Here is a 25,801-nt window from a genome sequence, read left to right as displayed (position 1 = left end):
ACTCTGATTTATTACAATTCAAAACTTTTCCCCTGTTCAGGAAAAATAAATTTCAATCCTAAATCATTCTGAGTTTTCAACTGTTCCTTAATTTTTATAATATTTTTTGCAGGTGGTTTTAAATGTGTAATTATTATTTTAAATCCGTTTAAAGAATTTTCCCCAGCTAATTCCTCTAATTTATGAAGCTCATCCATCAGATATTTTGGTGTAAGATGCCCAAATAAAAACTGATCGGGCTGCTCATTTGGGAAAGAGACTTCTATAAAAATGCCTTTTAATTCTTTACTTCGGATTAATGGAGCAACCGCTGTCCATAACTCTTTTAAATTATTGCTTTTTTCTACTGCATCCGGACCTGTATCACCAAGATATAAAACGTAATTATTATTGTTTCTAATTAAAAAAGCAGTGCTTTCGTATGGATTTACATGACTTAACGGAAAAGATTTCACCGTCATGGCCGTATTCGTAATTGGAGTTTCTTTACCAATATTTAAAGTCTGAAAATGATAACGCTTAATATGAAAACCAGGTCCTTCATCACCAAAATTAGCCCAGGTCTGGTCATTAAAATAATGGTTTTCCATCATCTCCATACATTTATTCGTGGCATAAACCGTTTTTGAGGAATCTGCCGGTGAGTTAATTATCAAACCCGAAACATGGTCTAAATGTGCATGCGAAATTAAATATCCTTTAATGTATTTTCGCAGAACCTGGCTTGCTGAAACTCTGAACACTTTATTTTTAATGGCTTTTTCAATTCCGGCATTGATGGTTCCGGCATCCAGACAGATATAATCTTTAGTGTTTACAGGTGCCAGTAAATAGGCCGAAAGGTTTTTTTCGTCAATTCCGCCCTTAACTCCCAAAGGAACAACCTGAAAAGCTGATTTTTGAAGTTTCTGGGAAAATGAATTCAATGATATTAAAACCAAACAAACTGAAAACATTTTTATAATTTTCATACATAACATTTTTTATGGTTACAAATTTCATCAATTAATACAAATTTAGCGACTTATAATTATGAAAATCCTAAAAAATAACGCTAAATTTACTTTTGCCTTCAAAGGAAAATTCAATCCTAAAACAATATCTTTACATTAAAATATCACATTTTAAACTAAAAAAGTTACAATGACAACAATAGCATCTCAATTTGGAATAAATGAAGCCCTGGAAAAATTGGGCATCAAATTTATAAATGAAGGAACATCTACAGGAATAGAAAGTTTTTCATCTGGAGAAATTTTAGACAGCTACTCGCCAGTGGACGGAAAATTGATTGCATCCGTAAAAATGTCAGCTCCTGAAGATTATGAAAGAGTAATGCAGTCTGCTACAGAAGCTTTTAAAACATTTCGTTTAATTCCTGCACCGCAACGTGGGGAAATTGTTCGACAGTTTGGAGAAAAATTACGCCAAAATAAAGAAGCTCTTGGAAAATTGGTTTCCTATGAAATGGGTAAATCATTACAGGAAGGTTACGGAGAAGTACAGGAAATGATTGACATATGTGATTTTGCTGTTGGTTTATCGCGCCAGCTACACGGATTAACGATGCATTCTGAAAGACCCGGACATCGCATGTACGAACAATACCATTCTTTAGGAATTGTCGGAATCATTTCAGCTTTTAATTTTCCAGTTGCGGTCTGGTCATGGAACACTGCTTTAGCATGGATTTCAGGAGATGTTTGTATTTGGAAGCCTTCTGAAAAAACACCTCTCTGCGGAATTGCCTGTCAAAATATAATTGCCCAGGTTATTAAAGAAAATAACTTACCCGAAGGAATTTCTTGTCTGATAAACGGTGATTATACTATAGGTGAATTAATGACTTCTGATGTTCGCATTCCTTTGATTTCTGCAACCGGTTCAACCCGAATGGGGAAAATAGTGGCTCAGGCTGTTGCCGGGCGTTTAGGCAAATCTTTATTAGAGCTTGGAGGAAATAATGCTATCATTGTTACTCCGGATGCAGATATTAAAATGACTGTTATCGGAGCTGTCTTTGGCGCTGTTGGAACTGCCGGACAACGTTGTACCTCAACCCGAAGATTAATTATTCACGAAAGTATTTATGATAAAGTAAAAGAAGCCCTGGTTGCTGCTTACAAACAATTACGTATCGGAAACCCTCTTGACGAAAACAATCATGTTGGGCCTTTAATTGATATTCATGCTGTAGAAATGTATGCGAAAGCTTTAAACAGGGTTGTAGCAGAAGGCGGAACAATTATAGTTGAAGGAGGCGTACTTTCTGGCGAAGGCTATGAAAGCGGCTGTTATGTTAAACCTGCAATTGCAGAAGCAGAAAACGCATTCGAAATAGTTCAACATGAAACTTTTGCACCCGTTTTATATCTGATGAAATATTCAGGAGAAGTAGATAATGCTATCGAACAACAAAATGGCGTTGCACAAGGATTATCGTCAGCAATTATGACAAACAACTTACGTGAAGCAGAACGATTTTTATCCGTTACGGGTTCTGATTGCGGTATTGCAAATGTAAATATTGGAACTTCAGGAGCTGAAATTGGTGGTGCTTTTGGAGGAGAAAAAGAAACCGGAGGCGGAAGAGAGTCCGGTTCTGATGCCTGGAAAATCTACATGAGACGCCAGACTAATACAATTAATTATACCACAAGTCTCCCATTGGCACAGGGAATAAAATTTGATTTGTAGCTATTAATAAATCATAAAAGGCTTCCGGATTTGGAAGCCTTTTATTTTTAAAATAATGGTTAGTTAGTTGGTTATTATTTCTTAATGATAATTTTAGTAGTAACATTGCCTTCTGTATGAACTTTTACCAAATAGCTTCCATTGGCAAGATTACTCATATCAATACTATTGTTATTTCCTTGTTGTGTATTTACCAATGCTCCTGTTAAATTATACACTTCCACTTTTTGAATTGCTTTATCTGAATCAATATTCAATTCATTAGAAACAGGATTTGGATATAAAATCAGTTTTTCTGAAGCTAACCCTTGTTCCAGTGAGCTATTTGATGACATACGTGCCGTTGAACTATATGCTGTTTTTATGTAATACAGATTTGCAACAGAGCCTTTTGTTATCGTATTAGCCCCTGCAGGAAGCGATACCGTAACCACTCCGGAAACTGCAGTATAAGACACATTATTCACTTTTACTGTTCCTGTAAAATTAGAATCGAATACCAATGTTAATGTCGAAGCAGCAGTTGTTGTGTATGTAATAGATGTACTGGACTCTATTTTTAAACGGGCTGTCAATGTTAGACCGGCATAAGTTACAGAACCTGCAGTCGAATTCATATTTCCGGTAATGGTATAAAATGTACTTGTTTTTCCAGATGTTGTAAAATTATGAATCTGGTTTCCGGTTGATGTACCTGTAACTGTAATCGTTCCGGATCCTGTAGCAACTGTTCCGGATCCTACTGTGCTAATTGAGTATGAAAGAGTCGCTGTAGGCGTTCCTGTAATCGTAATGGTTTTAGCAGTAGTATTTTTTACAAAAGTAATTCCTGAGGCAGGCAATCCTGTTACAGTAGCATCTGTAGCGCTTCCGCCCCAGGTAAAAACGATTGAACCAATTGCTGTTCCACTTGTTACAGTTTGATTATTGTTCGTGGTTGACGTAAGGGTTTGAGCACTTGCAGATGTAACTGTAATTGTTCCTGAACCTGTAGCAGCTGTTCCGCTTCCTACTGTACTAATTGAATATGAAAGAGTAGCGGTAGGCGTTCCTGTAATAGTAATGGTTTTAGAAGTCGTATTTTTTACAAAAGTAATACCTGATACAGGTAATCCTGTTACTGTAGCATCTGTTGCACTTCCTCCCCAGGTAAACACAATAGAATTAATAGCTGTACCACTTGTTACAGTTTGATTATTATTGGTTGTTGAAGTCAGCGTCTGATTGCTTACTACATTTGTTTCTCCTTGTACTGAAACTAATGTTCCTGTATAATTCGTCAGAGCCGATTTTAATGCCGTGATTACTGTAGACGAGGCGTCATCAACTGAATTATCAAAAGTCCATTTCAAATCGCCTCCTGAGACACGACCAGAATATTGCACTACTTTACTTTGCGCTGTTGCCGGCTGATCGATTACCAGATTTTTAACATACAATGCGGTGTTAGTATCAAAGTTATTATAACTATTACCACCCAGTTTTGATTTAATACTGCTGCTGATAATTTCTCCTCTGGTTGTTGCTTCAATAGCATCAAACTCTACAGGGTAATTAGTCGCATTATACGGAATATAACGTGTCTGCCCAGTCATAGCATTATTAAAGGCTTTAATAGTTCCTCCGGCTTCGCCAGAAAAAGTACCTTCAGAATCATAAAAAATATCTGTTCCCTGTTTAGAAGTCAGCATCGGATATTTACAATTTCTGAAAACATTTCCTTCTATGAATAAAGAAGAACCTAATGTTGATCCGGCTCCGTATTTTGAATTTCCATCATAGTAGTTATTATAAATATGTGCAGAATAATAACGAACTCTTGGATGACGGGAATCAGAATGATCAAACCAGTTGTGGTGATAAGTAATATACAAACCCGTTGTAGTTCCTTCACTCAAGCCCAAAAGACTGGCTTTTCCACTATCCCAAAAGTGATTATAAGACAATGTAATATAAGTTGATGATTTATTATCTAATGCCCCATCACCTTTTATCTGATCGGCATCGCTTCCGGCATCACCATAAAACAAATCACAGTTATGAACCCAAATATGATCGTTATCCTGCTGCATTCCAACATTATCACCGGCTGTACTATTGCAATTCATAAATCCAATATTACTAACTTCAATATTTGAAGCAGATTTAAGACGCACACCCCAGCCGTTTGCAACTGCATCTGTCCCGACACCTTCTAATGTTACATAACTTGATGCATTATTGGCATTTTCAATTACGACATCTCCACCTTCCATAACAGTCATATCTGTAATATTTCCTAACAGACGAATGATAAATGGCCGTGTATCTTTTCCTTTTTTAATGGCATACAAAATGTTTTGCAAACCAACACATGGATTTGTACTGGCTCCTGTAATATCCATTGAGATCGTATTTTTGGTATTTTGCGTAATGTAGAGTATCACCGCATTATCTTTTGGGGTTCCATCAGCTTTATATCCTCCCGGGACACGGCCACCATCAAAAGCAAAGCCGTTACGATCCTGAGCTAAAACGTTCAGAGTACCGGTTGTAGTACCTGTTCCTTCAGCACCTGAAATAACCGGTTTAACTTTTACAGTATAAGTTCCTGCTTTAAGACCGGGAATATCGGCACGATAATAAGAACCATAGCTACGGATTAATTGATTGTCAATTTTCTTGTCTGTAAAACCGTTTCCGGTATAGTAAACATTGTACGTTTGGGCATTACTGACAGGTTGCCATTTTACAAAAGCAGATTCCAGCCAGCCGGACGCCTCATTAATTTGCTGTGACCATGTTTGCATAGAGACAAACAAAATAGTCAGAAAAAATAGTTTTTTTCTCATTTGTGGTTTGGTTAATTGATAGTTATTTAAAAAGTGGTTTTTATTTTTTATCGAATGCATTAATAAAATGTAATCGATTACGCAAAAATATATAAATTTTAATTATTCATAATATTTTTGCAATAAAAAAACATATTGAATAAAATAAATTGATTTAAATAATTAAAATGTAATTTGTTGCATTAAATGTAATAAATTACACACATTAAAAATTCCTTATTTTATAAAGCCTGACAATCATTTCAAAAATGTGATTTAACAAATATTAACGTTAACTATATTTTTTGTTTTATAAATTCAAAAATGTTAAATGTTTGAAATTTGGTAAGAAAAAAATTACTATTTAAAATTGACAGATTATAAATAAGTACAAAAAACCTCTTTCTAACTACTTCTTTTCTAAATAATAAAAATAAAAAAGGGCTCCCATTGGAAGCCCTTTCTAAAATTTAAATACTTGATTATTTTTTAATAATTTTCTTTATAGCAGTACCTTGATCTGTAGTCAATTTTACAATATAATTTCCTGAAGCAAGATCACTAACATCAACCGATTCAACCTCATTTGAAATGTTTTTCACTACAAACCCTGATAAGCTGTAAATCACAACATTTTCTACTTTTTTATCTTCAGAAGAAATAAACAATTGATCTGAAACAGGGTTTGGATATACAGCTAATTTTGAAGCCAGGACATTATCCCCCAAACCTAATGTTGCGTATGAGGTTTTAAGGTAATATAAATGCGATTCCCCATTGCCTTGTAGAATGGTGTTTAAACCTGCAGGAACATTCTGGATCACTATAACCCCATCAGCAGGAATTGGATAAGCTGTGCCGTTAAGTTTGATAGTTGGAGAAGTTTTAGCACTTAAAATAACTAATGTTAGAGTTGATACTCCGGTTGTAGTATAAGTTACTTTTCCAGCTGAATCCATTTTGTGAGCCTTTGTCAATGATAATCCCTCATATGTTGTTGGTGCAGGGCCAGATTTTGCACTTCCTTCAAATGTATAAAAATTACTTGTCATTCCAGACAATGTATAATTGTGAATTACATCACCTACAGGAACAGTATTAACCATGATCGTTCCTGAAACAGCAACCGAAGTACCGACAGCACCAGTTGTAATTGCAGTGAATGTAGCAGAACCTGCAACAGTAGGAGTACCAGAAATAGTAATAGTTTTTGCTACTGCATCCTTAACAGAACTAAGGCCTAAAGCCAAACCTGAAATATCAGCATCAGTTGCGTCTCCGCTCCAAGTTAATACAATTGGAGCGATAGCTGTACCAAGAGTTACTGTCTGATTATTGTTAGTAGTCGAAGTAATTACCTGGCTGCTTGCTGGCAGCATTGTAATTGTTCCTGAAATAGAAGCTGCAGAACCAATGCTTCCGGTAGTAGCAACCGTATAATCCATTGTTTCAGTTGGTGTTCCTGAAAGAGTTACTGTTTTAGCTGTAGTGTTTTTTGTAGCAATAATTCCATTTGGTAATCCTGTTACTGAAGCATCAGTAGCATCGCCTCCCCAGGTAAATACGATACTAGCAATTGCATTTCCACTAGAAACACTCTGATCATTATTTCCTGTAGTTAAAACTAATGTTTGGTTTCCAGGAGCTACAGTTTCACCCTGCACAGACACCATTTTTGTAGTATAGTCTGCAAGTGCTGTTTTTAATGCTGCATTCACATCTGATGACGTGTCATCAACAGCGTTGTTAAAAGTCCATTTCAAATCTCCACCTTCAATGCGTCCGGCATACGTCATCGTATTTGTTTTTGCATCTGCCGGGCTGTCTGCTGTATAGGAATACATAATTAAAGGGTCAATATCAAAATTATTATAAATATTTGCACCTAATTTAGACTTAATACCGTTACTTATAGGAAGCGATTTGTCCGCAACCTCAATTGCATCAAATTCTATTGGATTACTTACTGCGTCATAAGGCACGTAACGAGTTTGCCCACTCATAACATTATTAAAAGCTTTTATTGTTCCTCCAGCTTCTCCGGAGAAAGTACCTTCAGCTCCTCCATACTTATCAGTACCTTGTTGAGAAGTAAGCATCGGATATTTACAGTTACGGAAAAAATTTGACTCCATAAATACTGAAGAACCCAAAGTTGATCCAGTTCCATATTTTGAATTTCCATCGTAATAGTTGTTATAAACATGCGCAGAATAATATCTTACACGAGGATGACGGGAATCAGAATGATCATACCAGTTGTGGTGATAAGTAATATACAATCCAGACACAGTTCCTTCACTTAATCCTAATAGATTAGATTTTCCAGAATCCCAAAAATGGTTATACGAAAACGTGATGTAGGTAGATTTTTTAGCGTCTAAAGCACCGTCTCCCTTTGCCTGATCTGCATCGCCGCCTGCTGCCCCGTAAAACATATCACAATTATGAACCCAGATATGATCGTTATCCTGTTGCAATCCCACATTGTCACCTTCACCAGCATCAGTTAACATAAACCCAATGTTACGAACTTCAACATTAGAAGCATTTTTAATTCGAAGTCCCCAACCGTTGGCAACAGCATCATTTCCAATACCCTCCATTGTAATTGAGCTTAAGGCATTTTGTTTATTTTCAATAACAAGATCTCCGTTAAGCATATAAGTTAAATCACTAATATTTCCAATTAACCGAATTGCCAAAGGACGGATATCATACCCCTTTTTATATCCATCCAAAATACTTTGTAAACCTGTGTATTTAGTTTTAGTTGTACCATTCGAACCCGTTATAACATCAAGAGAGATCGTGTTTTTTGTATTTTGGGTAATATATAAAACGATAGCATTGTTTTTCAATGTCCCGTTCAAATTATAAGCTCCCGGAATACGGCCACCCTGAAAAGCAAAACCATTACGATCCTGAGCCAAAACTGTCAAAACAGATGTTGTTGTACCAGTACCTTCAACACTTGCCGTTACGGGTTTTACAGTAAGCGTATAAGATCCTGCTGCAAGACCCGGAACATCGGCACGAAAGTAAGTCCCATAACTGCGAATAAGCGGTTCATCAATTTTTTTGTTTGTTTCTCCACCGCCGGTGTAATAAACATTATAACTGTCTGCTCCTGCTGCCGGTGACCATTCTACAAAAGCAGATTCAAGCCATCCGGATGATTTTGTAATGGTTTGTGCTCCAAGTTGTAGAGAAACTAATAGCAAAGCCATGTAAAGTAAAATTCTTTTCATAATTGTGGTTTAAGTAAATAGATAGTTTTTTAAGTTATCGAAAAACATAATGTAATCGATTACACGAAAGTAAATATTTTTTTTTAATCACAAAAAAATTTATGCTAAAAATATACATAGCGTAAAAATTATTATAAAAAAATATTAATATCACAACTATAACGATATAGCCAAAATACTCTGAGAACCTTTAAATATTGTACTTGGAATAAAAATGAAGTTTTTAAATTGGGAAAAAATGAAATACAAAATAAAAAAATACAAACAACAGAATATTCCTATTTTAAATAAGTTCGTTAATTGCCTATATGATTTTTAATTTCTGCACAAAATTAATATTTCCAATTTGAAAATAAAAAGGGCGACAATTGAAATTTCAAATTGTCGCCCTTTTTAAAGACATTAGTGCTCCTATATTATCTTATAAATTGAAAGAAGCACCCAAACTAAAAGTAACCTGATTATTTAAATCATCAAATAAGTCATTATCATCACTGTATTTTGCAATTGGAAAACCTAACTCTGTGAACACACCAAATCCTTCAGTAAAGAAATAGCGACCTCCAACATGGCCTCCGAAATTTTTCAAACCTAAACTTAGACCTGGATAGATATCCAGCTTTTCATCAACTTTTAAAACATTTCCTATGTTTGCGTTTATTCTGAATTTTGCATCGAAACGATCTTTAAAATCCGGTTTTTCATTAGTATATTGCGTTGTTCCACCGTTATAAAAACCTGAAAATTCATTAACTCCTAATAAATAAGAAGCAACAAAACCATAAGAAAAGTTTTCTGCCAAACCAAAATCAACAGAACCCTGAATTCCTGATCCTCCATCTTGTATATTAGCCCCAAGGTTAACTTTAGTATCTCCTTTTCCTTTAAAAGCTTGCTGAGCTTGCGTAAATCCGAATGATGTCAAGAATAATAGTGTGATAACTTTTTTCATAAATTTTAAAATATTTTTAAGTACAAAAATAGAATTTTACAACTTAATTTCTTCCTCTTTCATTAGAATACAATTGATTTAAAGGCTCGCTTTGCCAAAACTCTTTTGTATCTACATTCATTATTGTCAAAGGCCCTTTAAAAGCGGCTCCTGTATCAATGTTCCAAACACACGCTTTATTTACCGGAACTGTTTCTCCGATACGGCTAACAGGTGTATGTCCAATAAAAATTTCTTTGTATAATGTAAATCTTTTTGGATAATACAAATCTTCTTTTTTCATACTTGGATCTAAAGAAAGTGCTGTTTCCCATAAAGTCCTGTCCCAATAAAATAATTTTGGAAAATATTCATAGCCAACTCCATTTAAATTCGTAAAACCGGCATGAACAAATAAACGATTTTGTTCATCCAGATGATAGTCCTCAAGTGATTCCAAAAATTCTATATGTACTTGCTTTTCCCCCTTATTTAATTTTTCATAAGCCAGAACTGTAGCCTCTCCTCCATGTTGATACCATAGTTCATTGTTTTTTGCATTTTTAAGCCATTCTAATAATAACTCATCATGATTTCCTCTTATACAAATACAGTTTTGCTTACTTTGAAGAGCAATCAAATAATCAATTACCTGAGGCGACTGACTCCATCCATCAACATAATCTCCAAGAAATATTAAAGTGTCTTTTTCAGTAACTTCAGCTTTTTTCATCACTTGTTCAAGGGCAAGTAAACCTCCATGAACGTCGCCTATAACAAATGTTCTCATTTATAATTATTTAATCAGGAATTACAAAAATATAGAAAATGATGCTTTTAACAATTAACTTATAAATCAAATTTATATTGCTAAAATAATTACAAAATCCCGATAAACCTTTAAACATTGTTTATAAGTTATCGGGATAATTATGAATTTTTATAGAAATTAAACCCCAAGTTTTTTTGCAATCTCTGCTGGAATGCCTCCTTTGTTTACCATTAAAGCAGTAGTTTTATATTTTACAAAATTTTTGGTTACGAATAAAAATCCTTTATAATCATTTGTTTCTCCCCATGAATTTTTTACAATATAATACTCTTTTCCTGTTTGATCTTTTGCCAAACCAACAATATGCATTCCATGATCATCTGTTGTTTGGTAATTATCAAAAGCTGCCTGACGCATCTCTGCAGTAACTTCCGGCTCCGTTTTTGGTCCGTTAAACATATCAGCCTTTTCTTCGGCCGTCATGTCATCATATTTTTTAGTAGAAACATAGGCAACACCATTTTTCCAGCTAAAACTTTTCTCACTCACATCAGTTGCCCATGCAACAGTATAACCTTTCTTTAAAGCATTGTCTATAACATCCGTCATATCATTTACTTTTACATTATAAACCTGATCAAATGACCAGTTATCCGGCACTGCTAACAACGTTTTTTGATAATAAGGAGCACTGGTAAAAGATGACATCTCTACATATTCATCAGGATTGATTCCCACTACTTCTTTTGCAAAACTTTGAGGAGTGTAATTTTTTCCTTTATAAGCAAAATTTTCCGGAACTTTTCCTAAATAAGAATCAATAACAGAGGCATATGCTTTTTCCCAGCTCGGGGTCAATTCGCCATTTGGGTTCTTGACAACAGCTGCTAATACCCCTTCGATAATTGCTGCCATTTCAGCAAATTTATTTTTATCAGTACCATAATTCAATCCCGTATAAACTTCTCTCGGAACGGTTCCGTATTTTTTATACATATTAATTACATCATGCAAAGATCCGCCATCCCCTAAAGTAACAGCACCATGCATGCGTACATAATTTTTTCCTTTTTCTACATATACATTTCTTGCTGAAAAAATTTGAGACAATTCAACTGGTTGTTTACCTAAGCGAATCATTTCAGACTCTAAAAAAGAATTGGTAGAATAACTCCAGCAAGTCCCTGATGAACCCTGCAATTTTACTGAAGTGGTTCCTAAATTAATTACTTCAGTGAATTTAAAATTTTCTTTGCTTTTATCACTAGCGTTCAGCTTTAGTGAATTTACTAAAATGTCTTGTGCAAAACAGCTGCTTACACCTACTAAAAAAGCAGATACAGCAAAAACTGATTTCATCGTATTTTTATACATAATCAATGATTTAAAGAGTTAGACTAATTAGTAGCCTAAAATTTATTTTGTTACAAAACAATTAAATAATAAGTAAAAAAACTATTATTTTTTGGTTAATCTTTATACAATGTTTTTATTAAGCATCCAAAACTTACAAATACTGTAAAAAATAAACAGTAAAAAATTCAAATAGTATTTTGGATTTATTTGTTAATAAAAATAGTATTTTAGTTCCATAAACACTTTTAGAAGTCCAAGAATGTACGAACTCGAAAAGGAGAAATATTTAGGCAATACCAAAACCATTTTTAGTACCACACAAGGTATTGCAGTAGTCGAAACAGAATATCAAAATAAGGTGTATGAAGGCTGGCATTCACATAATAATGCACATATTACGCTTTTCCTTAAAGGCGGAACGACAGAAAAACGAAAAAATTTCAACGAAACTGTCGGACCGGGTTCGCTGCTATTTTATCACAGCGATGAAATGCATTTGAATCAGGACACACTTTTTCCATCCAGAAATATCAATATCGAAATTGAAGAAAATCTTCTTAAAGAACTTCAAATTACCGAAGATATAATTGAAAAATCCGTTGAGAATAGTACGTTTACAAAATTTTTGATTCTCAAAATTTTTAAAGAAACGCTTACTGCAGATACTTTTTCAAGTGACAACATAAAGATGTTGTTTTCTCAATTATTACAAACCCATCAGCACTTGAACCAATATGAAAAAAGTCCGTACTGGGTAAAAAGTTTAAATGAATTATTAAATGACTGCTGGAATGAGAATCCTAATCTGAAGGATCTGGCGCAGGTTTTACAGCTTAATCCTATTACAATATCAAAACATTTTCCAAGGTATTTTGGATGCACCCTGGGTGAATATATGCGCCGCATTAAAATAAACCGTTCCCTTTCACTGATACAATCTAATCAAAGTAATTTAACTGAAATTAGTCTAGAATGCGGGTTTGCTGATCAAAGCCATTTTATCAGAACTTTTAAAAACCAAACCGGATTTTTACCCAAACAATTTCAAAAATTATAAGACAGGCAAATTTCATTCTATTTTTTGGTTTTACAGCAATCTACATTTGCTTCAAATTAATACGTAAAACCAAATCTAAATGGAAACCCTTACTGGAAAACAAAAAATATTTAAATCACCTGTAACCAAGATGATTCTTGCCTTACTTATTTTTATGACAGTTGTTATAATTGGACAGCAAATTGCTTCAAAATTACTGGGATTAACTTCTCTCGATAAAGATTACAGAAATCTCCTCAAAGGATTTTTTGTTTCATCAGCCTGCATTTTCAGCTATATTTTATTTTTTAAAAAATATGACAAAAGAATTATAACCGAATTTTCCACTAAAGGAATTGTCAAAAATATATCTTTCGGTGTCCTAATGAGTTTTATTTTACAATCGCTCACTATTTTCGTGATGTACCTGAATGGTTACTACAGTATTGTAAATATCAACCCAATCTCGTTTATTGTGATTCCTTTTGCAATTATGTTTACAGTAGCTATTATTGAAGAAATATTGGTTCGCGGAATTATATTCAGGATTTTGGAAGAAAAACTTGGAAGCTATATTTCGCTTTCTATTTCATCACTCCTGTTTGGTATTTTTCATCTGGCAAATGCCCACAGTACTTTTCTATCAAGTCTATGCATCACCACTGCTGGGTTTTTATTTGGAGCAGCTTTTATTTACAGCCGTAATTTATGGCTTCCAATTGCTTTACACTTTGCCTGGAACTTTACACAATCGGGAATCTTTGGCGCCATTACATCCGGAAACGAAAAAACAAACAGCTTATTTGAAGCCAAAATACAAGGCCCAGAAATTATTACCGGCGGCGAATTTGGCCCTGAAGGATCTATTCAGGCTATTATTTTCTGTATGCTTGGAACAATGATGTTCTTAATTTTAATTCATAAACAAAACAGAATTATAAGGCCGTACTGGAAAAAATAACATTTTTTAAGCATTTCATAAATTACACCAGAATTCCCGATCAATTTATTTGTCGGGGATTTTCATTTATTACCTGTACTATTTCATAAGAATTGAAACAAAAAAATCCACCCGATATTACGGATGGATTTTCATATATGTTTTTTTTTATAAAACTATTCTATTTCAGAAACTCTCATGGTATTAACCATTCCTTTATCTTTAATTGGCATTGCAGCAAGATTAATCAAATAATCTCCTTTTACTGCATAGCCTTTTTCAACTGCAATTTTGTTTACATCTGTTACAGTATCATCAGTACTATTTTCATTATCATAAAAGAATGACTTAACTCCCCATAACAGATTCAATTGTGTTAAAATTCTTCTGTTTGAAGTAAATACTAAGATGTGCGCTGACGATGGTCTCCAAGCCGAAATTTGAAAAGCTGTGTAACCACTATTTGTCAATGTACAAATTGCTTTTGCCTGAATTGTATTAGCCATTAAAGCTGCTTGTTGACAAATTGTTTTCGTAATAAAACGCTTTGTTTTTATTTGAGGTGTATTTTGTGGTACATGAATTAGTGGAGAATTTTCAACAGCCTCACAAATTTGAGTCATTTTTTGAATAACCTGTACCGGATAGTTTCCTGTAGCAGTTTCTCCTGACAACATCACCGCATCAGCTCCATCCATTACAGAGTTTGCAACGTCGTTTACTTCTGCTCTTGTTGGAGTTAAACTTGTAATCATTGTTTCCATCATTTGAGTAGCAACGATAACAGGAATTCTGGCAGTTTTAGCTCTGCGAATTAAATCTTTTTGAACTAATGGTACTTCATGAGCAGGAAGTTCAACTCCTAAATCCCCACGAGCTACCATTAAAGCGTCACAATATGCTACAATCCTATCCATGTTTTCTAAAGCTTCCGGCATTTCGATTTTAGCAACAATTGGAATTTTAACATCTGAATGTTTTGCAATCAATTCCTGCAAGTCTTGTAAATCACGAGGAGTTTTTACAAACGAAAGCGCAATCCAATCCACTTTTTGCTCAATAGCAAAAATAGCATCAGCAATATCTTTTTCTGTTAATGCTGGCAAAGAAATCTTTGTATTTGGAAGATTAACTCCTTTTTTAGATTTTAATTCCCCGCCCTGAATAACTTTAGCAACAACTTCTGTTTTTTTATCAGTTGAAACGATTTCAAAAATAAGCTTACCATCATCAAGCAAAATACGCTCACCCGGATTTACATCATTAGGGAAATTCTGATATTTCATAAACGCTCTCTGGGCATTTCCAACAATATCTTCAGCAGTTGTAAAAGTAAGAGTATCACCATCTTTAACAACTGTCCCTTCTTCCATTACACCTACTCTAAGTTTTGGTCCTTGTAAGTCTCCAAGAATTGCCGTAGTATAACCAAATTCTTCATTTAGTTCTCTAATAATGTTTATTTTCTCTTTTACACCTTCATAATCAGCATGCGAAAAATTAACTCTAAATACATTTACACCTGCGTCAATCATATCTTTAATGATCTCTTTCGTTCCACATGCAGGTCCAAGTGTGGCTACAATTTTGGTTTTTTTGTTTGTAAGCATTTTTTTTAAAAAATTAAATTGTTTTTTGATTTTATTTTATTGATATCTACAGCATAAATAGCTGCGATACTCTCAATTGTATTTAGCTTTTGCTGTATTTCTGAAAAGTTTATAGCCTCACCACTATTATCTATTTTCAGGAAAAAATCTACTTTTTTGAATTCAGGAAGTAAATGAATTGTTGTTGAAATCTCACTATTTTCATTGGAAAACAAATTCTGAAAATCATTTGCTCTCACTGAAATGATTTCATTTTTATTCTGAATCAGGTTCCATGAAATGGCTTTATCGGTGTCATAATAATAGAATCTGGAAAAATTTGTCTCACCTTCCTTAGTCTGAGCATGAATCTCGTTTTTGCTCTTACTTAAGTTTATCGGAAGCTTTTTATTGATAAAATAGGCCAATCTATAGTCTTCTAAAGAAGTGTGGATTGCCATTAAATAATAATCAATTTCGTCAAATTCGTCTAAATCCAATCTATGAATCGCCATATCATGAAATATCAAGCTGTAAATATACTATTTCTATCGTAGCTTAAATAGTTAAGAACAGTATGTTTTTGTTAATTTATAAACGAAAACGTTATAGCATTAGGAATATTACACTACTTTTCGTGTTATTTCTTATCCATTTTTTCCTGAAATGCAAAATAAGCCCGTTGTGATGCCTTCTCTTCTGCCTTCTTTTTTGAAGTTGCTCTTGCCCTTGCAATTATTTTGTCGTCTATACTCAATTTAACACCAAACAAACGTTGTCCATCAATTCCGTTATCTTCAAAAATATCATAATGAAAGATTTTCTTTTCTTTCTGGCACCATTCAATAACCAAACTTTTATAACTAATAACTTTTCCTTCAAGCCTTGCTATATCAACATACGGTATAATCACTCTTTTTTGAATAAACTTTTCACAAAAAGAATACCCGCGGTCTAAATAAATTGCTCCTATAAGTGCCTCGAAAATATTTCCGTGGATATTTTCACCAAAATGTTGAATAGGCACTTTACTTTCTACAAATCGTACTAAATTTAAATCTTTACCTAATTCGTTCAAATGTTCCCTACTTACAATTTTTGAACGCATTTTAGTTAAATAACCTTCATCGCCGTTAGGTGCCTTATTGTATAAATGTGCTGCAATGACAGAACTTAACATCGCATCTCCCAAAAACTCAAGTCGCTCATAATTAATTGGATTTCCTGATTCATCTAATTTGTTAGAAGAGCGATGTGTAAAGGCTTTCTTGTAAAATTCGATAGTAATCGGCTGAAAACCAAGAATTTTCTGAATAGTGTCAAAAAAAATCCCGTCTTCTTGAGAACGGGATTTTGAAAATATTTTTTTGATAATATTCATAGACAAAACTAGTCAGCTAATTTCTTAAACAATACACAAGCATTGTGTCCACCAAAACCAAAAGTATTACTCATGGCAACATTTACTTCTCTCTTTTGAGGTTTGTTCAAAGTTAGGTTTAGTGACGGATCAATATTTTCGTCGACAACAGTATGATTAATCGTTGGAGGAACAATACTGTGCTGCATAGCCAAAATAGAAGCAATTGCCTCAATAGCCCCAGCTGCACCAAGCAAGTGTCCTGTCATTGACTTTGTTGAATTAATATTGATATTTTTTGCATGATCACCAAAAACAGCGCTTATGGCTTTTAATTCAGCCACATCTCCCAGAGGAGTAGAAGTTCCATGTGTGTTGATATGATCAACATCTTCAGGATTCATTCCGGCATCTCTTAGTGTGTTTTTCATTACTGCAATAACACCAATTCCTTCCGGGTGTGGTGCTGTTAAATGGTAAGCATCAGATGACATTCCGCCACCGCCAATTTCGCAATAAATTTTTGCTCCTCTGGCTTTTGCATGTTCATATTCTTCAAGAACTAATGCTCCGGCTCCTTCTCCTAATACGAAACCATCTCTGGTAGCATCAAAAGGTCTTGAAGCTGTTTCCGGACTTTCATTTCTTGTAGACAAAGCGTGCATGGAACTAAAACCTCCCATACCAGCAATAGTAACTGCTGCTTCAGAACCTCCAGACACAATAACATCACACATTCCTAAACGAATATAGTTGAAAGCATCAATTAAGGCATTTGCAGAAGAAGCACAAGCTGAAACAGTTGTATAATTAGGCCCCATATAACCGTTACGCATAGAAATATGTGCCGGTGCAATATCAGCAATCATTTTAGGAATAAAGAATGGATTGAATTTTGGAGTTCCATCGCCTTTGGCATAGTACATTACTTCATCCTGAAAAGTTTCCAAACCTCCAATTCCTGCTCCCCAAATAACTCCAACTCTTTGTTTGTCGATATTTTCGTCTGTTAATCCAGCATCTTTAATAGCTTCATCACTGGCCGCAACTGCATATTGAGCAAATTTATCTAATCTGCGCGATTCTTTGCGATCCATATAATCTTCAATATTGAAGTTTTTTACTTCGCAGGCAAACTTAGTTTTATGTTTCTCTGTATCATAATACGTAATAGGGGCAGCACCGCTAACTCCATTAATAAGTGCATCCCAATATTCCTGGATATTATTCCCAATAGGAGTAAGAGCACCTAGTCCTGTTACAACAACTCGCTTTAATGCCATAAAAATGTATTTTGTGTCTTTAACAAATAAAACCCACGCTTTCTTAACTATAGTATTTACTTAAGAGCCATGGGCATTACAATATAAATATATCTTTTGATTGTGTACCAATCTAAATTTAAATTTCAAAAAAATAATAACACCCGACTTTTAACAAATCTTAAATTTCAAAAACAAATTCCAAAATTGGAGTTTGGAATTTAAAATATTGGAATTTTAAAAATCGGGTGTGTATTTATTATTTTTTAGCTTCCTCGATATAAGAAATAGCTTGACCAACAGTAGCAATGTTTTCTGCTTGATCGTCTGGAATTTGAATATCAAATTCTTTTTCGAATTCCATAATAAGCTCAACAGTGTCTAATGAGTCAGCTCCTAAATCATTAGTGAAGCTTGCTTCTGTTACAACTTCGTTTTCGTCAACACCTAATTTGTCTACGATAATCGCTTTTACTCTTGATGCAATGTCTGACATAATCTTTAATTTTAGAATTTAATTTGTTGGCAAAAATAAAAAACTTTATTTTAAAACAACTATTTAGTTAATAAATGTGTTACTAATTTATAAAATTAATTTCAAGAAAGGTCTTTTAATACTATTTATTTTGATTTTTTATTCCGTTTTTTGCAGTCTCAAAATATATTTGATTATGAAAAAAATTGTTGTTTTTGCCTCAGGTTCAGGAAGTAACGCAGAAAATATTATCAAGCACTTTAAAGAAACTAAAATCGCAGAGGTCGTTTCGGTCTTTACAAATAATCCAAATGCAAAAGTTATTGAAAGAGCAAAAAATCATCAAATTCCTATAGAAATCTTCTCAAAAAACGAACTTTTAGAAAGAAATTTACTGCAAAAAATACAAGAAATCGACCCGGATTTGATAGTTCTTGCCGGTTTTTTATTGAAATTCCCGGAAAACATAATCGAATTATATCCAAATAAAATCATCAATATACACCCTGCTCTTTTACCTAATTATGGAGGAAAAGGAATGTACGGAATGCACATACACAGGGCTATAGTGAACAATAAAGAAAAAGAAACCGGAATTTCTATTCATTACGTAAACGAACATTATGATGAAGGAGGTATTATTTTTCAGAAAAATGTAGCCTTAACAGAAGATGACACACCGGAAACAGTTGCAGAAAAGATTCATGAACTGGAACAAAAGTATTTTCCAGAAATTATTCAGACTATCTTAGAACAATAAATTGTTTTAGATTGTTAGACTTCTCAACTAAATCTTCAAGATTTATTTCATTTAGAAAAATCTAAAAAGTCTGAAATCTAAGAAGTCCAAAAATCCAATAATCTAAGAAGTCTAAAAAAATGAATCACGAAGTACATATATATACAGACGGTGCTGCAAAAGGAAATCCCGGAAACGGCGGTTATGGTGTAGTAATGGAATTGGTTGGAACTCCGCATAAAAAAGAATTCTACGAAGGCTTTCGCCTTACAACCAATAACCGTATGGAATTATTAGCAGTAATCGTTGGTCTTGAAAAACTTAAGAATCCAAATATGAAAGTTCTCGTCATTTCAGATTCTAAATACGTGGTGGATTCTGTTGAAAAAAAATGGGTTCTGGGCTGGGAAAAAAAGAAATTTGCAGGACGAAAAAATCCCGATTTATGGAAACGCTTTTTAATTGTATACCGTAAACATCAAGTCGATTTTAAGTGGATTAAAGGTCATAACAATCATCCTCAAAACGAACGCTGTGATCAACTGGCTGTTATGGCATCAATGCAGCTGAAGCTTTCTATTGATGAATATTATGAAACCATTGGTTCAAAAATAGAATAAAAATAACGCACCCTAAAATATTTTCAGGCTGCGCTATTCAAATACTAACTTAAAATTATTATTTCTTATCTAAATCCTTGGCTGTTCTAAATCCTGCCAACAATCCCACTCCCGCCATTATAAAAATGATTGACGGATAAACTGCATCATCCTCTAAAGAAGTATAAGTTGTGATTAGTAACGCCAAAAAGATTCCAACGCCACAACCTATTAATAAAAAGGCTAAATTAACAACAATGATTTTCCAGAGCGCAACACTTTTTTCTTTACCCAGAAAAAAAATACTGGCATCAACACCTTTCTCTATAAGCGCAAGGCGCTCTCTGTTTCTTGTTGAATAAACGAGATATACAATACCGAATACCATTAGAAAAAAACTAAGTGGTACTAAAATTCCTGCCATCATAATATTTTATTTTTAATTGATTGATACTCCATATGACGAGGTAAATTTTATTTAGGTTACAGATTATTAGAAATAAATTCCAAACTTTTTAAATTCCGAATTCCTAAGATTAAAAATTAATCATATAAAGGAATTTAAATTCGGGATTTTATGCATTTTTTTACAAAATGCAAAGCAGTAGAAAAAGTTTTATACCGTTAAAACCAGAACTTGAAATTTGGAATTTCAGAATTGAAAATTTATTTTTTTAATTTAGTTGTAACCTTTTTCAAAACTCTGCCGTCCTATATAATTATGAGTACAATATCTGATCAACATTATATCGATAAAATTCTGCAGGGCGAGACAAATGCGTTTGCTATATTGGTGAATCGTTATAAGAATATGATTTTTACTTTGGCACTCAAAATGGTTAAAAACAGAGAAGAAGCTGAAGAAGTCGCTCAGGACACTTTTATCAAAATATATAATTCATTAAGTAAATTTAAAGGCGATTCGAAATTCTCGACCTGGATTTATAAAATAGCCTATAATACCTGCCTGGATCGTTTGAAGAAAAACAAAAAAGAAGATAATAATATTTCGATAAATGAATTTTCAGCCCATTTAATTAAAACAATGGACGATGCTTTGAGTGCTTTAGAAGACAAAGAACGCAAACAAACCATTCAAAATTGCTTAAATTTGTTACCAGGTGATGAAAGTTTCTTACTGACTTTATTTTATTTTGAAGATCAGAGTCTGGAAGAAATTGGAAAAGTAATGAATATTTCGGCCAACAATGCCAAAGTAAAACTATTTAGGAGTCGACAGAAACTGGCCGTGATTTTGAGAAAGCAGTTAGAACCAGAAACAATACAATTTTATGAAGGAGAGCGATAAAAATATAGAAAATCTTATAGAAAAAATGATGTCTGAAGAAACGCTTCAGTCTCCATCAATTGATTTTACTTCAAAAATAATGGCTCAGGTTTCTATTATTGAAGAAAAAAAACTCAAAGTTTACAAGCCTTTGATTTCAAAACAAACCTGGTTTATAATTATCGCAGTTTTAATTGCTTTCTCTATTTATGTAATTGCGACTGGTAATGATTATGATTTAAAAATAAACGACCTATATATAAAGGAATATTCTAATATATTTTCAGGGTTACATGTTTCTGAATATACTTTGTATGCCATCTTAATTGTTCCGGTTATGATGTTAATTCAAATTCCATTGCTGAAAAATTATTATGCGAAGAAATATCAATTATAAATGGCTTATTAGATTATTATGAAATCAGAAAAATTTGGAAATAAAAATTGCTTATTTAAGACCAAAAGCTTATTATAGGCTAATAAAATACCACAATTTAATTATCTCATTTACAATACTTTTTATCCGAAATCGTTATTGTTTTTTTATGAAAATTTTGAGATTACAAACCATTGCAATATTGTAACTTATAAAGTATCTTTGCACCTTAATTCGAAATTCATAAAATGAATAAATTATTGATTGTTGGAACGGTTGCTTTCGACGCGATTGAAACTCCTTTCGGAAAAACAGATAAAATATTAGGTGGTGCTGCAACTTATATTGGTTTATCAGCCTCATTTTTCAACCTGCAATCGGCTATAGTTTCTGTAGTTGGTGACGATTTTCCACAAGAACATTTAGATTTACTGACTTCAAAAAATATCGACATCTCTGGTATCGAAATTGTAAAAGGCGGAAAAACCTTTTTCTGGAGCGGTTTATATCACAACGATCTGAATTCAAGAGACACTTTGGTAACTGAGTTAAATGTTTTAGCTGACTTTCAACCAAAAGTACCTCAAAACTTTAAAGATTCTGACATTGTAATGTTAGGAAACTTGCATCCGTTAGTACAAAGCAGTGTTTTAGATCAATTAGAGAAAAAACCAAAATTAGTAGTTTTAGATACGATGAACTTCTGGATGGACTGTGCTCTTCCGGAATTACTGGACGTTATAAAACGTGTAGATGTTATCACAATCAATGACGAAGAGGCAAGACAGCTTTCAGGTGAATATTCATTAGTAAAAGCTGCTGCTAAAATCCAGGAAATGGGACCAAAATATGTGGTGATCAAAAAAGGAGAGCACGGTGCACTTTTATTCCACAACAGAGAAGTATTCTTTGCTCCGGCATTACCATTAGAAGATGTTTTTGATCCAACAGGAGCAGGAGATACCTTTGCTGGTGGTTTTTCAGGATTTATAGCGCAAAGCGAAAACATTTCATTTGGAAACATGAAAAATGCAATTATTTACGGTTCAAATTTAGCTTCATTTTGTGTGGAGAAATTTGGAACTGAGAGGATGGAAACATTAAGCAAAGCCGAAGTAGCGATTCGATTACAACAATTTAAGTCGTTAACTCAGTTTGACATAGAAATATAATGCCGAAGAGCCTCGATAAAACGGGGCTTTTTTATTACGACAATACAGACAACTTACAACAACACACAAATACAAAAACAATGAGCGACGCTTTAAAACACGAATGTGGTATAGCCTTAGTCAGACTTCTTAAACCGCTTGAATATTACAAAGAAAAATACGGAACGGCTTTTTACGGAATTCAGAAAATGTATCTGATGATGGAAAAACAGCACAACCGTGGTCAGGATGGTGCCGGTTTTGCAAGCATTAAACTGGATGTAGAACCGGGAGAACGTTACATCAGCAGAGTTCGTTCTAACCATTCGCAGCCAATACAGGATGTTTTTAAACAAATCAATGAGCGTATCAGTGAGGAATTAAAAGAAAATCCGGAATTGGCTGACAACATAAAAGAATTAAAAGCAAATATTCCTTATATCGGAGAATTGTTTTTAGGACATGTTCGTTACGGAACTTTTGGAAAAAACAGTATTGAAAGCGTTCACCCATTTTTACGTCAGAGTAACTGGATGCACCGTAATTTAATTTTGGCAGGAAACTTTAATATGACAAATGTTAAGGAGCTTTTCCAAAATCTGGTTGAACTTGGACAACATCCAAAAGAAATGGCCGATACTGTTACTGTAATGGAAAAAATTGGTCACTTTTTAGACAAAGAAGTGATGCAATTGTATCAGGACTGTAAAGCAGAAGGCTATTCAAAAAGAGAAGCATCTCCGGTAATTGCAGAACGTCTGGATCTTGCAAAAATACTTACACGTTCAGCAAAGAACTTAGATGGTGGTTATGCAATGGCTGGTTTACTAGGGCACGGCGACGCATTTGTTTTTAGAGATCCGGCGGGTATTCGTCCAGCCTATTTTTATCAGGATGACGAAGTGGTTGTTGTAGCTTCAGAAAGACCTGTTATTCAAACTGTATTTAATGTTCCGTTTGAAAGTGTTAAGGAAATCGATCCGGGGCACGCTTTAATTATAAAGAAAAGCGGAAAAGTTACCATGAATCAGATTCTGGAGCCAACCGTTAAAAAAGCCTGTTCTTTTGAAAGAATTTATTTCTCAAGAGGAAGTGATGCTGAAATTTATCAGGAACGTAAAAATTTAGGGAAATTAATTTTACCTGCCGTTCTTGAATCAATTGACAGCGATACAGACAATACTGTTTTCTCTTATATCCCGAACACGGCAGAAACCTCTTTTTATGGTTTAGTCGAAGCAGCTCAGGATTTCTTAAACCAGAGAAAAAACAATTATATTTTAGAAAACAGAAATACACTTACAGCCGAAACGCTTCAGGAATTATTGGCAGTAAAAATTCGTACGGAGAAAGTTGCTATAAAAGATGCTAAACTTAGAACCTTTATTACCGAAGACAGCAGTCGTGATGATTTGGTGGCTCACGTTTATGATGTTACTTACGGCGTAATTAAACCAGAAGATAATTTGGTTATTATTGACGACAGTATTGTTCGTGGTACTACATTAAAAATGAGTATCATTAAAATGATGGATCGTTTAAAACCAAAACGTATTGTAATTGTTTCTTCGGCACCTCAAATTCGTTACCCGGATTGTTATGGAATTGATATGGCAAAATTAGAAGGGCTTGTTGCCTTTAGAGCTGCTTTAGACCTATTGAAGGAAAGAAATTTATATCATATCGTAGACGAAGTCTATGCAAAATGTAAAGCTCAGGAAAATTATGCAGATACCGATGTTGTAAATTATGTAACTGCAATTTACGATCCTTTTACTCCTGAAGAGATTTCAGACAGAATTGCTGAGATGTTAAGCTCTCCCGAAATCAATGCTGAAGTAAAAATTATCTTCCAAAAAGTAGAAGACTTACATATTGCCTGTCCGAAAAATCTCGGCGATTGGTATTTCACCGGAGACTATCCAACTCCAGGTGGAAATCGTGTTGTAAATAGAGCATTTATCAATTTTTATGAAGGAAAAAACGCAAGAGCATACTAAATAAAAAGTTAAAAAATGCATTTCATCGGATTTTTATGCATTTCATCCTATATTTTTGGGAAAACTGCAATGCTACTATATCTTTGAAGAACCATAACATTAGTAGGTTAAGTTTATGGTAGATTTGGGGCAAAAAAGGTGGAAGCAATTTCACCTTTTTTATTGGAATAAAGTTAAATTTTTCAAAACCAACCAGTTAATCGGATATTATTGCCGTTAATCTGAAATATTTGATATAAATAATATAGTGCCATACATTTGATATACCATAAAATTAAGTAGGTTAAGTATATGGTAAATTTGGGGCAAAAAAGGCGGAAGAAATTCCGCCTTTTTTATTTATATATAGAAAAAGAAAATAGAGTAAAGAATAAAGATTGCTCAACATACTTTAAAATATGATAACAAAAAAGACGGATGGCCTGTAGCTATCCGTCTTTTTTCTTTACTCTTTATTCTATTTCTTCCAGACTATTTGTCTAAAGCAAATCTCCTTGCAACTTCTGTCCAGTTAATTACACTAAAGAAAGCTTCAATATAATCCGGTCTTCTGTTTTGGTAGTTTAAATAATAAGCGTGCTCCCAAACATCCATTCCTAAGATTGGAGTTCCACCGTTACCAGCAACTTCTGGCATTAGTGGATTATCCTGATTTGGAGTTCCTACAACTTCTAATTTTCCACCTTTTTGAACAGTTAGCCAAGCCCATCCTGAACCAAATTGTGTTGCTCCCGCTTTAGCAAATTTTGCTTTAAACTCTTCGAAAGTTCCAAAAGAAGCCTCAATTGCAGCTAACAAATCACCTGTTGGCAATCCGCCACCGTTTGGAGACATTACTGTCCAGAATAAATTGTGGTTGTAAAAACCTCCACCATTGTTACGAACTGCAGCGTTTGATTTATCTAAGTTGATTAAGATATTTTCGATTGTTTTTCCTTCTAAATCTGTTCCTGCAATGGCAGCATTTAGGTTTGTTGTGTACGCATTATGATGCTTAGTATGGTGGATTTCCATTGTACGCGCATCAATATGTGGTTCTAATGCGTCATATGCATAAGGTAATTGTGGTAATTCAAAAGCCATGATATATGATTTTTATGATTTATAATAATTTATTCAAATTTATACATTTAACTTTGGAATAGAAAATTCTATTTCGTTATAATTGA

22 protein-coding genes are annotated in these 25,801 nt (G+C 33.8%); 9 read left to right on the top strand and 13 right to left on the bottom strand.

Translation table 11 applies throughout. The features are described 5' to 3' along the window. Positions 1-11 precede the first annotated feature (11 nt). Positions 12-971, bottom strand: a complete 960-nt coding sequence (locus DMB68_RS10330) for an MBL fold metallo-hydrolase (RefSeq protein WP_110346606.1) — start codon at positions 969-971, stop codon at positions 12-14. Positions 972-1,143: 172 nt separating this feature from the next. Between DMB68_RS10330 and amaB the strand changes: the two genes are divergently transcribed. Next, a complete protein-coding gene (amaB, locus tag DMB68_RS10325) occupies positions 1,144-2,697 on the top strand; it encodes an L-piperidine-6-carboxylate dehydrogenase (RefSeq protein WP_110346605.1) in 1,554 nt (517 codons plus the stop codon). A 74-nt stretch (positions 2,698-2,771) separates the two neighbouring features. Here amaB and DMB68_RS10320 read toward each other — a convergent pair whose 3' ends face one another. From DMB68_RS10320 to DMB68_RS10300, 5 genes are all read right to left on the bottom strand, one after another. Further along, complete coding sequence (locus DMB68_RS10320) at positions 2,772-5,528, bottom strand: pectate lyase family protein (protein ID WP_110347074.1); 2,757 nt, start codon at positions 5,526-5,528, stop codon at positions 2,772-2,774. A gap of 461 nt (positions 5,529-5,989) precedes the next feature. After that, a complete protein-coding gene (locus DMB68_RS10315) occupies positions 5,990-8,758 on the bottom strand; it encodes a pectate lyase family protein (protein ID WP_110346604.1) in 2,769 nt (922 codons plus the stop codon). Between the two features lie 421 nt (positions 8,759-9,179). Beyond that, on the bottom strand, positions 9,180-9,710 hold the full coding sequence (locus DMB68_RS10310; protein ID WP_110346603.1) for a DUF6646 family protein: 531 nt from the start codon (positions 9,708-9,710) through the stop codon (positions 9,180-9,182). A gap of 43 nt (positions 9,711-9,753) precedes the next feature. Next, the gene (locus tag DMB68_RS10305) at positions 9,754-10,479 is read right to left on the bottom strand and encodes a metallophosphoesterase family protein (RefSeq protein ID WP_110346602.1); all 726 of its coding nucleotides are present in this window, start codon (positions 10,477-10,479) and stop codon (positions 9,754-9,756) included. 159 nt (positions 10,480-10,638) lie between these two features. Beyond that, entirely contained in the window at positions 10,639-11,835 is a 1,197-nt protein-coding gene (locus tag DMB68_RS10300; RefSeq protein ID WP_110346601.1) for a C1 family peptidase, read from the bottom strand. 241 nt (positions 11,836-12,076) lie between these two features. On the opposite strand from DMB68_RS10300, the gene DMB68_RS10295 reads away from it, so the two are divergent. Together DMB68_RS10295 and DMB68_RS10290 are read left to right on the top strand one after the other, a co-directional pair. Continuing rightward, on the top strand, positions 12,077-12,874 hold the full coding sequence (locus DMB68_RS10295) for a helix-turn-helix transcriptional regulator (RefSeq protein ID WP_110346600.1): 798 nt from the start codon (positions 12,077-12,079) through the stop codon (positions 12,872-12,874). A gap of 79 nt (positions 12,875-12,953) precedes the next feature. After that, positions 12,954-13,814 carry a CPBP family intramembrane glutamic endopeptidase gene (locus DMB68_RS10290; protein WP_110346599.1) on the top strand — a complete coding sequence of 287 codons (861 nt, stop codon included), beginning with the start codon at positions 12,954-12,956 and terminating at the stop codon, positions 13,812-13,814. Positions 13,815-13,969: 155 nt separating this feature from the next. Here DMB68_RS10290 and pyk read toward each other — a convergent pair whose 3' ends face one another. The 5 genes from pyk to DMB68_RS10265 form a co-directional block, all read right to left on the bottom strand. Then, entirely contained in the window at positions 13,970-15,403 is a 1,434-nt protein-coding gene (pyk, locus tag DMB68_RS10285; RefSeq protein ID WP_110346598.1) for a pyruvate kinase, read from the bottom strand. A gap of 5 nt (positions 15,404-15,408) precedes the next feature. Next, entirely contained in the window at positions 15,409-15,897 is a 489-nt protein-coding gene (locus tag DMB68_RS10280; RefSeq protein ID WP_110346597.1) for an IPExxxVDY family protein, read from the bottom strand. Between the two features lie 125 nt (positions 15,898-16,022). Next, on the bottom strand, positions 16,023-16,763 hold the full coding sequence (rnc, locus tag DMB68_RS10275) for a ribonuclease III (protein ID WP_110346596.1): 741 nt from the start codon (positions 16,761-16,763) through the stop codon (positions 16,023-16,025). An 8-nt stretch (positions 16,764-16,771) separates the two neighbouring features. Then, entirely contained in the window at positions 16,772-18,025 is a 1,254-nt protein-coding gene (gene fabF / locus DMB68_RS10270) for a beta-ketoacyl-ACP synthase II (protein ID WP_110346595.1), read from the bottom strand. A 238-nt stretch (positions 18,026-18,263) separates the two neighbouring features. Further along, complete coding sequence (locus DMB68_RS10265) at positions 18,264-18,500, bottom strand: acyl carrier protein (RefSeq protein WP_007137004.1); 237 nt, start codon at positions 18,498-18,500, stop codon at positions 18,264-18,266. A gap of 175 nt (positions 18,501-18,675) precedes the next feature. Here DMB68_RS10265 and purN point away from each other — a divergent pair, with 175 nt between their 5' ends. After that, on the top strand, positions 18,676-19,239 hold the full coding sequence (gene purN, locus DMB68_RS10260; RefSeq protein ID WP_110346594.1) for a phosphoribosylglycinamide formyltransferase: 564 nt from the start codon (positions 18,676-18,678) through the stop codon (positions 19,237-19,239). Between the two features lie 119 nt (positions 19,240-19,358). Then, positions 19,359-19,838, top strand: coding sequence for a ribonuclease HI (rnhA, locus tag DMB68_RS10255; protein ID WP_110346593.1), 480 nt, complete (start codon positions 19,359-19,361; stop codon positions 19,836-19,838). A gap of 58 nt (positions 19,839-19,896) precedes the next feature. Here rnhA and DMB68_RS10250 read toward each other — a convergent pair whose 3' ends face one another. Beyond that, a complete protein-coding gene (locus DMB68_RS10250) occupies positions 19,897-20,244 on the bottom strand; it encodes a DUF6249 domain-containing protein (RefSeq protein WP_110346592.1) in 348 nt (115 codons plus the stop codon). 294 nt (positions 20,245-20,538) lie between these two features. On the opposite strand from DMB68_RS10250, the gene DMB68_RS10245 reads away from it, so the two are divergent. The 4 genes from DMB68_RS10245 to DMB68_RS10230 all read left to right on the top strand — a co-directional run bounded on the left by DMB68_RS10245 (position 20,539) and on the right by DMB68_RS10230 (position 24,632). Beyond that, a complete protein-coding gene (locus tag DMB68_RS10245; RefSeq protein ID WP_110347073.1) occupies positions 20,539-21,126 on the top strand; it encodes an RNA polymerase sigma factor in 588 nt (195 codons plus the stop codon). After that, the gene (locus DMB68_RS10240) at positions 21,110-21,502 is read left to right on the top strand and encodes a hypothetical protein (protein ID WP_110346591.1); all 393 of its coding nucleotides are present in this window, start codon (positions 21,110-21,112) and stop codon (positions 21,500-21,502) included. Before DMB68_RS10245 ends, DMB68_RS10240 begins: the two co-directional genes overlap by 17 nt. 227 nt (positions 21,503-21,729) lie before the next feature. Further along, the gene (locus DMB68_RS10235) at positions 21,730-22,653 is read left to right on the top strand and encodes a PfkB family carbohydrate kinase (protein ID WP_110346590.1); all 924 of its coding nucleotides are present in this window, start codon (positions 21,730-21,732) and stop codon (positions 22,651-22,653) included. Positions 22,654-22,733: 80 nt separating this feature from the next. Then, on the top strand, positions 22,734-24,632 hold the full coding sequence (locus DMB68_RS10230) for an amidophosphoribosyltransferase (protein WP_110347072.1): 1,899 nt from the start codon (positions 22,734-22,736) through the stop codon (positions 24,630-24,632). A 471-nt stretch (positions 24,633-25,103) separates the two neighbouring features. Here the strand turns inward: DMB68_RS10230 and DMB68_RS10225 are convergent, their stop codons facing one another. Continuing rightward, entirely contained in the window at positions 25,104-25,715 is a 612-nt protein-coding gene (locus DMB68_RS10225) for a superoxide dismutase (protein WP_035646435.1), read from the bottom strand. Positions 25,716-25,801: the final 86 nt, after the last annotated feature.

It is taken from the genome of Flavobacterium hydrophilum (assembly GCF_003202405.1).
GTDB classification, from domain to species: Bacteria; Bacteroidota; Bacteroidia; order Flavobacteriales; family Flavobacteriaceae; genus Flavobacterium; species Flavobacterium hydrophilum.
This window is presented reverse-complemented; position numbering and strand designations above follow the sequence as displayed.

Excerpts from the sequence above, each read along its gene's own strand:
- DMB68_RS10330 (WP_110346606.1), bottom strand. The coding sequence starts at position 971 with ATGAAAATTATAAAAATGTTTTCAGTTTGTTTGGTTTTAATATCATTG.
- amaB (WP_110346605.1), top strand. The coding sequence starts at position 1,144 with ATGACAACAATAGCATCTCAATTTGGAATAAATGAAGCCCTGGAAAAA.
- DMB68_RS10320 (WP_110347074.1), bottom strand. The coding sequence starts at position 5,528 with ATGAGAAAAAAACTATTTTTTCTGACTATTTTGTTTGTCTCTATGCAA.
- DMB68_RS10315 (WP_110346604.1), bottom strand. The coding sequence starts at position 8,758 with ATGAAAAGAATTTTACTTTACATGGCTTTGCTATTAGTTTCTCTACAA.
- DMB68_RS10310 (WP_110346603.1), bottom strand. The coding sequence starts at position 9,710 with ATGAAAAAAGTTATCACACTATTATTCTTGACATCATTCGGATTTACG.
- DMB68_RS10305 (WP_110346602.1), bottom strand. The coding sequence starts at position 10,479 with ATGAGAACATTTGTTATAGGCGACGTTCATGGAGGTTTACTTGCCCTT.
- DMB68_RS10300 (WP_110346601.1), bottom strand. The coding sequence starts at position 11,835 with ATGTATAAAAATACGATGAAATCAGTTTTTGCTGTATCTGCTTTTTTA.
- DMB68_RS10295 (WP_110346600.1), top strand. The coding sequence starts at position 12,077 with ATGTACGAACTCGAAAAGGAGAAATATTTAGGCAATACCAAAACCATT.
- DMB68_RS10290 (WP_110346599.1), top strand. The coding sequence starts at position 12,954 with ATGGAAACCCTTACTGGAAAACAAAAAATATTTAAATCACCTGTAACC.
- pyk (WP_110346598.1), bottom strand. The coding sequence starts at position 15,403 with ATGCTTACAAACAAAAAAACCAAAATTGTAGCCACACTTGGACCTGCA.
- DMB68_RS10280 (WP_110346597.1), bottom strand. The coding sequence starts at position 15,897 with ATGGCGATTCATAGATTGGATTTAGACGAATTTGACGAAATTGATTAT.
- rnc (WP_110346596.1), bottom strand. The coding sequence starts at position 16,763 with ATGAATATTATCAAAAAAATATTTTCAAAATCCCGTTCTCAAGAAGAC.
- fabF (WP_110346595.1), bottom strand. The coding sequence starts at position 18,025 with ATGGCATTAAAGCGAGTTGTTGTAACAGGACTAGGTGCTCTTACTCCT.
- DMB68_RS10265 (WP_007137004.1), bottom strand. The coding sequence starts at position 18,500 with ATGTCAGACATTGCATCAAGAGTAAAAGCGATTATCGTAGACAAATTA.
- purN (WP_110346594.1), top strand. The coding sequence starts at position 18,676 with ATGAAAAAAATTGTTGTTTTTGCCTCAGGTTCAGGAAGTAACGCAGAA.
- rnhA (WP_110346593.1), top strand. The coding sequence starts at position 19,359 with ATGAATCACGAAGTACATATATATACAGACGGTGCTGCAAAAGGAAAT.
- DMB68_RS10250 (WP_110346592.1), bottom strand. The coding sequence starts at position 20,244 with ATGATGGCAGGAATTTTAGTACCACTTAGTTTTTTTCTAATGGTATTC.
- DMB68_RS10245 (WP_110347073.1), top strand. The coding sequence starts at position 20,539 with ATGAGTACAATATCTGATCAACATTATATCGATAAAATTCTGCAGGGC.
- DMB68_RS10240 (WP_110346591.1), top strand. The coding sequence starts at position 21,110 with ATGAAGGAGAGCGATAAAAATATAGAAAATCTTATAGAAAAAATGATG.
- DMB68_RS10235 (WP_110346590.1), top strand. The coding sequence starts at position 21,730 with ATGAATAAATTATTGATTGTTGGAACGGTTGCTTTCGACGCGATTGAA.
- DMB68_RS10230 (WP_110347072.1), top strand. The coding sequence starts at position 22,734 with ATGAGCGACGCTTTAAAACACGAATGTGGTATAGCCTTAGTCAGACTT.
- DMB68_RS10225 (WP_035646435.1), bottom strand. The coding sequence starts at position 25,715 with ATGGCTTTTGAATTACCACAATTACCTTATGCATATGACGCATTAGAA.